This is a genomic window from Flavobacterium sp. LK-23 (genome assembly GCF_058135255.1).
This window is the reverse complement of the sequence record NZ_JBYUVT010000003.1, coordinates 45,952-57,819: the sequence shown is the minus strand read 5'-3', so window position 1 is coordinate 57,819 and position 11,868 is coordinate 45,952. Positions and strand designations below refer to the sequence as shown.

The 11,868-nt window shown below is 33.8% G+C and carries 10 protein-coding genes; 5 read left to right on the top strand and 5 right to left on the bottom strand.

Features of this window, described 5'->3' with window-relative positions; genetic code table 11:
• Positions 1 to 3: 3 nt before the first annotated feature.
• Positions 4 to 1,206, bottom strand: coding sequence for a serine hydrolase domain-containing protein (locus AC3Y25_RS05930; protein ID WP_489902079.1), 1,203 nt, complete (start codon positions 1,204 to 1,206; stop codon positions 4 to 6).
• 241 nt (positions 1,207 to 1,447) lie between these two features.
• On the opposite strand from AC3Y25_RS05930, the gene AC3Y25_RS05925 reads away from it, so the two are divergent.
• The gene (locus tag AC3Y25_RS05925) at positions 1,448 to 2,650 is read left to right on the top strand and encodes an NAD(P)-dependent oxidoreductase (RefSeq protein WP_320492181.1); all 1,203 of its coding nucleotides are present in this window, start codon (positions 1,448 to 1,450) and stop codon (positions 2,648 to 2,650) included.
• A gap of 198 nt (positions 2,651 to 2,848) precedes the next feature.
• Here AC3Y25_RS05925 and fumC read toward each other — a convergent pair whose 3' ends face one another.
• Positions 2,849 to 4,234: a class II fumarate hydratase gene (gene fumC / locus AC3Y25_RS05920; protein ID WP_320492180.1), complete on the bottom strand. Its 1,386-nt coding sequence runs from the start codon at positions 4,232 to 4,234 to the stop codon at positions 2,849 to 2,851.
• A gap of 72 nt (positions 4,235 to 4,306) precedes the next feature.
• Here fumC and AC3Y25_RS05915 point away from each other — a divergent pair, with 72 nt between their 5' ends.
• Complete coding sequence (locus AC3Y25_RS05915; protein ID WP_489902078.1) at positions 4,307 to 4,453, top strand: hypothetical protein; 147 nt, start codon at positions 4,307 to 4,309, stop codon at positions 4,451 to 4,453.
• A gap of 145 nt (positions 4,454 to 4,598) precedes the next feature.
• Positions 4,599 to 4,778: a hypothetical protein gene (locus tag AC3Y25_RS05910; RefSeq protein WP_095928943.1), complete on the top strand. Its 180-nt coding sequence runs from the start codon at positions 4,599 to 4,601 to the stop codon at positions 4,776 to 4,778.
• A gap of 419 nt (positions 4,779 to 5,197) precedes the next feature.
• Here AC3Y25_RS05910 and AC3Y25_RS05905 read toward each other — a convergent pair whose 3' ends face one another.
• Positions 5,198 to 7,651: a TonB-dependent receptor gene (locus AC3Y25_RS05905; protein WP_489902077.1), complete on the bottom strand. Its 2,454-nt coding sequence runs from the start codon at positions 7,649 to 7,651 to the stop codon at positions 5,198 to 5,200.
• 91 nt (positions 7,652 to 7,742) lie between these two features.
• Positions 7,743 to 8,087, bottom strand: a complete 345-nt coding sequence (arsC, locus tag AC3Y25_RS05900) for an arsenate reductase (glutaredoxin) (RefSeq protein WP_489902076.1) — start codon at positions 8,085 to 8,087, stop codon at positions 7,743 to 7,745.
• A gap of 116 nt (positions 8,088 to 8,203) precedes the next feature.
• On the opposite strand from arsC, the gene AC3Y25_RS05895 reads away from it, so the two are divergent.
• Entirely contained in the window at positions 8,204 to 9,136 is a 933-nt protein-coding gene (locus AC3Y25_RS05895; protein ID WP_489902075.1) for a CPBP family intramembrane glutamic endopeptidase, read from the top strand.
• 4 nt (positions 9,137 to 9,140) lie between these two features.
• Positions 9,141 to 10,184 (top strand): AMP-binding protein, encoded by a 1,044-nt coding sequence (locus AC3Y25_RS05890; RefSeq protein WP_489902074.1) that lies wholly within the window; start codon positions 9,141 to 9,143, stop codon positions 10,182 to 10,184.
• A 387-nt stretch (positions 10,185 to 10,571) separates the two neighbouring features.
• On the opposite strand, the gene AC3Y25_RS05885 is transcribed toward AC3Y25_RS05890, so the two are convergent.
• On the bottom strand, positions 10,572 to 11,786 hold the full coding sequence (locus AC3Y25_RS05885) for an RsmB/NOP family class I SAM-dependent RNA methyltransferase (protein WP_095928938.1): 1,215 nt from the start codon (positions 11,784 to 11,786) through the stop codon (positions 10,572 to 10,574).
• Between the last annotated feature and the right edge of the window lie 82 nt (positions 11,787 to 11,868).

Sequence of the window (11,868 nt, the reverse complement as noted above, 5' to 3'; positions counted from 1 at the left end):
TTGTTATTCTTCGTCTTTAAAATTAAAAGGGTAATCTCCAAAGACTGGGGCTAGTTTACGAACTGCATAAGTGTTTCTGGTCATCTTATTTGATAACGCAATAATCGTTACTCCTTCGTTCATCAAAGTAATGTAAGATGAGGTGTTTCCGTGCCACCAGCCATTATGGAAATAAAAATTCTGACCTGTTTCCCAGTTAATCATTCTAATTCCAAGACCATAATTTTTAGTTCCTTTGCGTTCGTTACTGTAGCCTGTATAAACTTGTTTCAACAATTCAGGTTTTAAGAAATCTGGTGATTGTCTGGCTCTATCAAATTTTAAAAGATCTCTAGCGGTAGAGAAAATGTTTTTGTCGCCGTAAACATTATCTAGATAATCAAAACCAATTTCTACGCCGTTGCCTTTATACGATGGAACAATTTTTTTTCTGTCTTTATCATCATCAAAAACGTAGGTGTTTTTCATTCCTAGTGGCTTAAAAATCATTTCAGACATTGCTTCTTTATAACTTAAACCAGTAATTTTTTCGATAATAAGCGCCAACATTGCATAGTTAGTATTACAGTAGCTAAAACGAGTTCCTGTTCTAGATTCTAAACCAATATCTTTTGTTGCTAAAATATCCAGAATATCTTTATTGGTTAATTGATTATGTCGGTCCCAAATCGATTTATCACGATCTGTGAAATAAGCATAGTTGCGCATTCCGGTACGATGATCTAGTAACATTCTTATGGTACACTCTTCGTATGGAAAAGTTTTTAAGATCGTATTTACCTTTTGGTCCAATTCAATTTTACCCGCATTAACCAATTTTAAAACTGCTGTAGCCGTCAAAACTTTACTTACCGAAGCAATTTGTACAGGTGTTTCGGGCGTTATTTTGGTTCCTTCATTTTTATTGGCAAAACCATTATATCTTTCAAATAAAATCTGTCCGTTTTTGGCAACCAAGAAGCTCCCGTTCATGTTATTATTGGGCCAATTTTTATTGTAAAAGTGATTTATTCTGCCTACAACCGAATTTTTATATGCTTGAGAAACTTTCGGTTCTGGACCTAACGGTTTCATTTTAGGTAAAGTATCTTCGACTGTTTGAGTAGTATCTGTTGTTGTATTTTTGTTTTGACCACATGAACTTAAAACAAGTATGGAAAAAAGTAATTGTGGTATCTTTGTCTTTTTAAGGAAAATCATTTGCATCGTTCTTTAAAAACAAATATATCGAATTCAATTTTGTTGTATTCTTAGTTCTGAGGCTTTAATTTGTGTTTTTTAACATAGTTTTAAGAAAAGTAAATTTTAGTCGATTGTTTTTCAGCTTTTAACGGTTTTGAAACATTTTAAATTGAATTTTAGAAACAAAATTTTAACTAAATTTGTTATATTTGAAACAAATACATTGTAAAAAGTTATATTATTTAATATTAAAAAATCAGTTTAAATGAAATTTGGAATCATAAAAGAGAGAAAAAATCCGCCAGATAGAAGAGTCGTTTTTTCTCCAAATGAATTGACAAGGTTAAAACAGCTTTATCACGATGCTTCTGTAAAAGTGGAGAGTTCTGATATAAGAATATTTTCTGATGATGATTATAAAAATATGGGAATTACCGTTGCCGATGATGTATCTGACTGCGATGTATTATTTGGTGTAAAAGAAGTTCCTGTAGCAGACCTGATTCCTAATAAAGCCTATTTCTTTTTTTCTCATACGATTAAAAAACAGCCTCATAACAGAAAATTACTTCAGGCAATTTTAGAAAAAAATATCGATTTATACGATCACGAAACAATTGTAGACGAACATGATCGTCGTTTAATTGGTTTTGGAAGATACGCTGGAATGGTTGGCGTTTATAACGGAATTCGTGCTTTCGGAATTAAATTCGAATTATTCAAACTACCTAAAGCAGAGACGCTTTCAGGAAAAGAAGATTTGATTAAGCATTTAAAACGCATCACAATGCCAGCTCTTAAATTTGTAGTTACTGGAACAGGAAAGGTGGGGAGCGGAGCAAAAGAAATTTTGGATGCCATAAAAGTGAAAGAAATTACGATTGATAATTATTTGACTAAAAAATACGCTCAAGCAGTTTATGTACAGTTGGATGTTTTGGAATATAACAAAAGAAAAGACGGTCAGGTTTTAGATTTTACAGATTTTGTGAATCATCCAGAGGAATACGAATCTGATTTTGAAAGATTCACGAAGGTTTCTGATATTTATTTTGCTGGACATTTTTATGCTAGTAATGCGCCAATGATTTTAACAAAAGAAATGCTGAATGCAAGCGACTGCAAATTGAAAGTTGTAGCTGATATTTCTTGCGATGTTAATGGACCAATTGCTTGTACAATTCGCTCATCCACAATTGAAGAACCCTTGTACGGATATTTTCCATTGGAAGATCGTGAAGTAGATTTTTTTCATCCTGCTGCAGTTGCGGTAATGGCGGTCGATAATTTACCATGCGAAATCCCTAAAGATGCGAGCGAAGGTTTTGGAGAACAGTTTATGGAACATGTAATTCCAGCTTTCTTCAACGGAGATAAAGACGGAATCTTAAAACGCGCCAAAATCACAGAAAACGGAAAATTGACGGAGAGATTTAGTTATTTGCAGGATTATGTAGACGGGAAATAAGTTAAGAGTTAAGAGTTATGAGTTGTGAGTTTTGCTCATTGTTAAATGTAAAAAAGGTAAAAACAGTATGTTTTTACCTTTTTGCTTTAGGGAAATTATGATTTAGTAAGTTAACTCATAACTCATAACTCATAACTCATAACTCATAACTCATAACTCATAACTCATAACTCATAACTCATAACTCATAACTTGAAATTAAACCATCTCCTCAGGTTTTACCCAAGCATCAAAATCTTCTGGAGTTACATAACCTAAACGAACAGCTTCTTCTTTAAGAGTAGTTCCGTTTTTGTGTGCGGTTTGGGCTATTTCAGCAGCTTTGTAATATCCGATTTTAGTATTTAAAGCGGTAACTAGCATTAATGAATTATCTACCAATTCTTTTATTCTCTTGTGATTAGGTTCGATTCCTTGTGCGCAATGTTCGTCAAAAGAAACACAAGCATCTCCTAATAATTGTGCCGATTGTAAAAAGTTGGCTGCCATTACAGGTTTGAAAACATTCAATTCATAATGACCTTGCATGCCTCCAACGGCAATTGCCATATCATTTCCAATAACTTGAGCGCAAACCATGGTTAAAGCTTCGCATTGCGTTGGGTTTACTTTTCCTGGCATGATAGAAGAGCCTGGCTCATTTTCAGGAATATGAATTTCACCAATTCCAGAACGCGGACCAGAAGCGAGCATTCTCACATCGTTAGCAATTTTATTTAAAGAGACGGCTAGTTGTTTTAAAGCTCCGTGTGTTTCTACAATAGCATCGTGTGCAGCAAGTGCTTCAAACTTGTTTTCAGCCGTTATAAAAGGATGATTAGTAAATTGGGCAATATACTCGGCTACTTTTACGTCATAACCTTTTGGTGTGTTTAATCCGGTTCCAACGGCTGTTCCTCCAAGCGCAATTTCAGATAAATGCGCTAAAGTGTTTTTTAATGCTTTTAATCCGAAGGCTAATTGAGCAGCATAACCCGAAATTTCTTGACCTAAAGTTAATGGCGTTGCATCCATTAAGTGTGTACGCCCGATTTTGACTACGTCTTTGTATTCAGCTGCTTTTTTTGCTAATGTAGCGTGAAGTTTTTCTACACCAGGAATGGTAGTTTCGACCACCATTTTATAAGCCGCAATGTGCATTCCGGTTGGGAAAGTATCGTTTGATGATTGTGATTTGTTCACGTCGTCATTGGCTTTAATGAATTGTTCGCCTTCGCCAATTTCAAAACCTTTAAGAACTTGAGCGCGATTTGCAATTACTTCGTTCACATTCATATTGCTTTGCGTTCCCGAACCTGTTTGCCAAATTACTAATGGAAACTGATCGTCTAGTTTGCCTTCCAGAATTTCATCGCAAACAGCAGCGATAGCATCTCTTTTTTCGATTGGTAAAACGCCTAAATCGTAATTGGCATAAGCGGCTGCTTTTTTTAAGTAAGCAAAACCTTCAATGATTTCTTTTGGCATAGATGCCGCAGGTCCGATTTTGAAATTGTTTCTGGAACGTTCTGTTTGTGCACCCCAATATTTATCGGCTGGGACTTGAACTTCGCCCATGGTGTCTTTTTCTATTCTGTATTTCATTATGTTGTTTGTAAAAATGTTATCTGTAAAATGTGAAATATCTAAATGTGAAATGAAAAGTTTCTTTTGAAAATGAGTCTTTTAGCCCTGATGGAAGCGGCATCTCCCGATTTAGAAAAACAAGGCTTTTTAGCCGTAATTTTTGTTTATCGGGAATATAGCGGACAGCAGGAATTAGCTTCTGAAAATTATTATAATTTGTTTGAGCTCTTTATTTAAAAGGATTTCTAGTTCAAAAAAAGCTTATTTAAAATGAGTATAAATATACGTATAAATGTTATTTAACGAAAATTGATTTAGATTTTATTGCTGAGAAAAAATATATACCCTACATTTGTCGTAACATTCAAAAATTCCGGAAAACATGTTTGAATTTTCACAGTACTTAGGCTTTTTACTTTTCTTAACCATACTAACTATAGGGTTTTGGTTAATGTTTTTCTTAGTTGGTTTCGTATCTTATTGGGTTACGGGAGCAAGCTGGGAAATGATTAAAGAAAAAAGAGCCAGAAAAAGACAAGAAGAACAATCTATTAAATATTAGATTGATGTCATAAGAAAAGAACCCACTAGGGTTCTTTTTTTTTGTGCAAAAAAAAAGGAAATTCCAATCCCGAAGCCTTGGGAGAAATTCCAAATTCCAATACTTTGCGTTTAGAACTTTGCCAAAGTTTTAAGCTAAATCTAGTTTGCCCATTTTTGTCATTTCGATCAAAGGGAGAAATCTTAGCAAGTAGCTCGACAAAGATTGGGCTTTTTTGAGGAGTTTCTTATGGAGATTTATTTCTCCTGTTTGCTATCTATTTGACTGAATTCCAAATTTCTATACTTTGCGTTTAGAACTTTGACAAAGTTAGACAGCTAAGAAGTAGGCTTAAAATAAAAAATTCCAAATCCTAATTATAATTGGAATTTGGAATTTTTATATTGTTATTTTTTATCCAATTTGGAATTTAACAGATGTTAGCCCGGAAACTCTCCGCCACCTTCTCCGCCACCATCGTTTCTTGGTTGTGCGTTTTTATCTCTTTCGCTTTTTGGTTTGTTAAAACGGTAAGTGAATGATAAATTGAACTGACGTTTACGGAATTGGAATTCGCTATATGAATTTACATTGTCTAAGTACGTGTAAGATCTCATTTTTCTTGAATTGAAAACATCGCTAATATTGAATGCAATAGTTCCTTTATCTTTCATAACATCTTTACTGAAAGCGGTATTCATTCCGAATTGACCTAAGTTTTTACCTTGAGCTGTTTTTTGCTCTCCGTTGTACATTGCTGTTAACTGCCAGTCAATTTTGTATGGTAACGTTACTTTAGAGTTTACTCTTGCAAACCAAGAATTAGCCTGATTGTCTAAATTTTGAACAATCTCGTTTCCTTGTGTGTCTGTATAACTGTGTTCTCCAGTTGTTTTTACGTTAAAAAAGTTGAAGTTACTGTTTAGTTTCCACCATTTGTATGGAGTGTAATTAAATGTAAATTCGAAACCAAATTTTTGTTCTTTTCCTAAGTTAATAGGCTGGCTTTTGATAACTGGGATTCCATTAACTTCATCACCTGTAGGAGATCGTACAAAGCTGAAAACGTCTTTTGTGTCTTCAAAATAGGCAGACGTATTAAAAGTTACTTTATCCCATTTTTTAATGTAGCCAATATCATATTTGTCTGTTAAAGATGGATCCAAGTCTGGATTTCCTTGAAAGATATTAATGTTACTTGCATAGTTTACAGCAGGATTCATGAAACGACCTCTAGGTCTAGTTAAACGTTTACTGTAGCTAGCTGAGAAATTGCTCTGATCTGAGATTTCGTAACTAACAAAAGCACTTGGAAATAAGTTGTTGTATTTTTTAGTATTGAAATCGCTGTTGTCTAATAAGTTAACTTGGATATTCGTGTCTTCCCATCGTAAGCCAAATAAATAAGAGAATTTATTTACTTTGAAACCATATTGCGTATAAAGTGCATTGATGTTTTCTTTATACTCTAATGTATTTGATAAATTAGGATTTACTGCACCAGTATCGTCTTTTACATAGTACACGTTATTTAGATCTCCAAAACTTCCTTTATAACCCGCTTCAAATTGACCGCCTTTTCCTAAAGGCAATACGTAGTCTGTTTGAAAAAGAACTTGTTTCTGGATTTGATCGTTTAAAGTAGTGTCAAATCTAGGAGAATCTTCAATAGTACTTTGGCTATCATCTGTATTTCTAGAAATAGAAAGATCTGCTGTAAGTTTATGTCCTTTATCGTTGAAATTTTTAATTAAGTTTGAAGTATACTCAAAGTTTTCACTTCCAGTATCGGCATTATTTAAACGATAGGTTGTTCCTGTAAAATTATGAGCAGCATCATAGTTGTAATAGTTGATCAAATCTCTATCGTCACCAGAATTTTTTTGGTAATTGATAGCATTCGTCCAAAATGTTGATGGAGTTATGGTCCATTCTACACCAGCTCTTCCGTTAAAACCTTTTCTAATACGTTGTGTATCGCGGTCTTCGTCTAAGAAACTTTTTGTTGTGCCATCTGGATTTAAATATTCAGAATTTGTTTGTCCGGCACCTTCTGTAGTTCTGTAATTGTAACCAGCAGTGGTGAAATAGTTTAACTTTTCTGTTTTATAGTTCAAATTAGCACTTAAACCGTAAGTTTCTGGTAAACCTGTTGAAGCAATAAAAGTTCCGTTGAAGCCTTGATTTTTACCTTTTTTAAGAATAATATTGATAATTCCAGAACCACCTTCTGCATCATAACGTGCCGATGGATTGGTAATAACTTCTACTTTATCAATTGCATCTGCAGGCAGTTGTCTTAAAGCTTCTGCCATGTTTATAGCCTGCGAAGGTCTTCCGTCAATTAAAATGCGAATATTGTCACTTCCTCTTAAACTTACATTTCCTTCTGTATCAACAGAAACAGATGGAACATTGTCTAAAACATCGCTCACACTTCCGCCTTTTACAATCATATCTTGACCAACATTGTAAACTTTCTTGTCTAGTTTAATTTCAACTGTCGATTTTTCAGCACGAACAACAACCTCATTTAACTGCGCCGCATCTTCAGATAGGTTTACTATGCCTAAATTGGTGTCATCCTGAATACTTTTTCCCTTAATTTCAGTTGATTTAAACGAAATAAATTCAACCTTAATATCGTAAGTTCCAGGTGCAACAGCAACCTCAAACTCTCCTTTTGGATTTGTGATGCCTCCAGCGACAACTTTTGTATCGTTTGGAGCAGTAATCGAAATAGTAGCATATTCTAAGGGCTGTTTGCTTACTTTCTCGAAAACTTTCCCGGTGACTTTTACTTTATTCTTGCCGCCTGGGCTTCCTTGTTGAGAGTAATTGTAAAAACTTGTAAACAAGAATACAAGTAATACTGCAAATTTGATTTTTTTCATTTTCTGGTTTTCTTTATTCCTTTAGACGGCAAATGTAGTTTTTGGTTTAAAGAGAGAAATCACAAAAAAATGTTAATAGGATATTTTAGAATCAATCTAAAAAAGAAGCGACCAATTCTGGGTCACGGCCAATTATAGCTTTTCCGTCTTTTACAACAATTGGACGCTCAATTAAAATAGGATTTTCTACCATTGCACTAATGATCTCATCATTGCTCAAGGTCTTGCCTTTAAAATTTTCAATCCAGATTTTTTCTTTGGTTCTGATGAGCTGGATTGGTTCAAGATTTAACTGTACTAATAATGTTTTAAGCTGTTCGAAAGTGGGAGTTTCTGTTAGATAAGGAATGATTTCAAAATCTTGGTTCGTTTTTTCGATAAAAGCTAGGCAGTTTCTTGATTTTCCGCATCTCGGATTATGGTAAATTTGTATCATTTTGTTATATTTAAACGTTTCAAATATTCTTACAATAAAAAAGGGGTATTTTAGCAATATCAAAAGTAAGATTAACTTATCGAATTTGAATTCTCATTTTTTAAAATTTTAAATTTATGTTTTTAGAGCAAGGGATTAAACCTGAAAATAAATTTTGGAAATATCTTTTAGGATCTGTTTTTATTATTTCAGCGTCTTTTGTTGGTCAACTTCCAATTACAGCGGCTGTATTTTATAAAACATTTACCGAGCACATCGCTTTTCCAACTACTAATGAGGGTGTCATGAACATGTTCGAATCAAATACGACACTTTTTCTGGTTATGATTTCGTTTGTTTTTGCGTTTGCAGGAATTTATTTTGTTGTAAAATTTATTCATCATCAAACCTTATTATCAGTTACCACTTCTAGATCTAAAGTAGATTGGAAACGAATTTGGTTTTCTTTTTTTGTATGGACATTTTTTTCACTGCTTAGTTTTTTGTTTGTCTATTTAAGAGCGCCAGAACAATTTGTATTGCAATTTAAATTGATTCCTTTTTTAATATTAGTAATTTTAGGGTGCATTTTAATTCCGATTCAAACAACTACAGAAGAATATGTTTTTAGAGGATATTTAATGCAAGGATTTGCCAATTTAGCGCAGAACAGATGGTTTCCGCTCCTGATGACTTCTGTTATATTCGGTTCAATGCACTGGACTAATCCAGAAGTTGGGAAAATGGGAAATATTATAATGATTTACTACATAGGAACTGGATTGTTTTTAGGAGTGATAACTTTAATGGATGAAGGAATGGAGCTGGCACTGGGATTCCATGCAGCAAACAATCTTGTGGGAGCTTTGTTAGTGACATCAGATTGGACTGTTTTTCAGACGAATTCTATATTTAAAGATCTTTCAGAACCTTCGGCGGGAATCGATGTTATTCTGCCAGTTGTGGTTATTTATCCTATTCTGCTTTTTATTTTTAGTAAAAAATACGGATGGACAAATTGGAAAGAAAAGCTAACGGGAAATATTAAACATGTCGAATTAAAAGCTTAAGAATATGCAAAACTTAACTCAAAATAACGTTCACAATTATTTTAGATTAAATGGATATCATTTAAATGCAAAAGATCTGTGCCAGGTCGCTTATAGTTTTATCAAAGAAGGCGATTCGTACGAGCAGTCAATCGGAGAATTCTTTTTAGACTGGTTTGATAAAAAAGATTATATCGAAATGACTACTTCTGGAACAACTGGCCTGCCAAAATTAGTTAGGCTGAAAAAACAAGCCATGATACAGTCAGCGCTTGCAACGGGAGATTTCTTCGATTTAAAACCAGGAGATAAAGCTTTATTGTGCCTTCCAACGCAGTTTATTGCTGGGAAAATGATGCTGGTAAGAAGTTTAATTTTAGGTTTAGAATTGGATGTTGTTTCGCCAAGTCTTCATCCGCTAGAATTAAATACAACGACTTATGATTTTGTAGCAATGGTTCCGCTTCAAGTTCAAAATTCTATTGCTGGACTATCTAAAGTTCGTAAGTTAATTATTGGAGGAGCAAAATTAGATTCGGCTTTAGAGGAGAAATTGTTGCCACTTAAAACAGAAATCTATGAAACATACGGAATGACTGAAACTATTACGCATATTGCAGCGAAACGTTTAGGTGATTCTGTTTTTTCGATTCTTCCAAATGTGAAAATATCACAAGACGATCGCCAATGTTTGGTAATTAATGTTGCGACGATTTCTGATGAACCAATTGTGACTAATGATTTGGTTGAATTGTTGAATGAACAGCAGTTTAAATTTTTAGGCAGAATTGACAACGTAATCAATAGTGGAGGAGTGAAGCTGATTCCAGAACAGATTGAAGCGAAATTGATCGGAAAAATAAACAGCAGGTTTTTTGTGACTGGACTTCCGGACACCAATTTAGGAGAAAAACTAGTTTTGGTTATCGAAGGAGAAAAACAAGAGTTTGAACCTGACTTTTTTGATGTTTTAGGGAAATATGAAAAACCAAAAGAAATAGTTTTCGTTTCAAAATTTAAAGAAAACGAAAATGGGAAGTTACTTCGTAAGCCAACCTTGCAGGATTGAAATTCCAAATTCTAAATTCCAAACTTTGACAAAGTTGACTGGTGGAGTTGCGAGTTGGTAAGCAAAAATAAATTTCAAGTTTTCGCAATATTGTCATTTCGACCGAAGGGAGAAATCTTCGCTAGAAACTCCACAAAGATTTGCCTACTGGAGCGAAGCTACTTGCGGAGATTCCTCGTTCCTCGGAATGACATACAAGACTTGAGAGACTTTAAATAAACATATCGTAACCGCAAAAAAATGTCGGAAATGACAAAACTATATAGAATTGGAAAAAAATAAAAAATTCCAAATTCCAATCGTAAAAGTTGGAATTTGGAATTTTTAGTATTGAGTTATTCCAAAACAAATTGGAATTTGGAATTTAAAATATTGGAATTTAACTTTTTATTTTTTTCTTTCCAAAAGTGCCATGTAAAACCCATCAAAACCAGATTCTGATGCTAACATTTTACGGTCTTCAATAAATGTAAACTGTTGTCCAATTTCTGTTTTTAAGAACTTCTCTACTTGTTCTTGATTTTCTGATGGTAAAACAGAACAAGTTGCGTAAACTAATTTTCCGCCTGGTTTTACAATTTTAGAATAGCTTTCTAAAACTTCACTCTGAACTTTACGGATATTATCAATAAACTCAGGTTGTAATTTCCATTTTGAATCTGGGTTTCTTTTCAAAACTCCTAATCCGCTACAAGGTGCGTCAATTAAAACACGATCTGCTTTTTCGTGTAATTTTTTGATCACTTTTGTACTGTCAATAATGCGGTATTCGATATTAAAAGCGCCATTTCTTTTTGCTCTTAATTTCAATTGCTTTAATTTACTTTCGTACAAGTCCATTGCAATCAATTGCCCTTTATTTTCCATTAAAGAAGCCATGTGCAATGTTTTTCCACCAGCCCCAGCACAAGTATCAACTACACGCATTCCTGGTTTTACATCCAAAAATCCTGCAACTAATTGAGAGTTAGCATCCTGAACTTCAAAAAGTCCTTGCTTAAAAGCATCTGTCAAAAATACATTGGCTCTTTCTTTTAAAACAAGAGCTTCTGGCTGGTCTTTTAAATATTCTGTTTCAATATTTAAATCCATTAAAGTATTTCTAAGGTTTTCTTTTGTACCTTTTAAAGTATTCGTTCTAAGAATAACTTTCGCAGGCTGATTTTGCGCTGCAATTTCTTTTGCCCAAGCTTTTTCTCCAAGTTCTTTTACGCCCAATTCATCCATCCAATCCGGAATAGATTCTTTGATAGCTCTAGTCTTAGATAATTCGTCAAAACGGCCTTTTATCTTTCTTTCAGGAGTTCCTTCCAATTGTCTCCAATCTGGAATTGGATAACCGCGTAAAACAGCCCAAACCGCAAACATTCTCCATAGATTGTCTCTGTCGTAAGGTTCTTTTACTTCGGCAATTTCAGCGTATAATCGTTTCCAGCGAACAATTTCGTATATGGTTTCAGCAACAAACTTCCTGTCAGAACTTCCCCAACGTTTGTCTTTTTTTAATGCTCTTGCTACCACTTTATCAGCATATTCTCCTTCGTTGAAAATTGCATTTAAAGAGTCAATGGTAGTATAAACTAAATTTCTGTGTAATCTCATTTCTATATTTTGAGTTGCAAAGGTACTATTAATTGATTGAAAGTTAAATTTTTAATACTGAATCTTACTTTAGACTTTCACT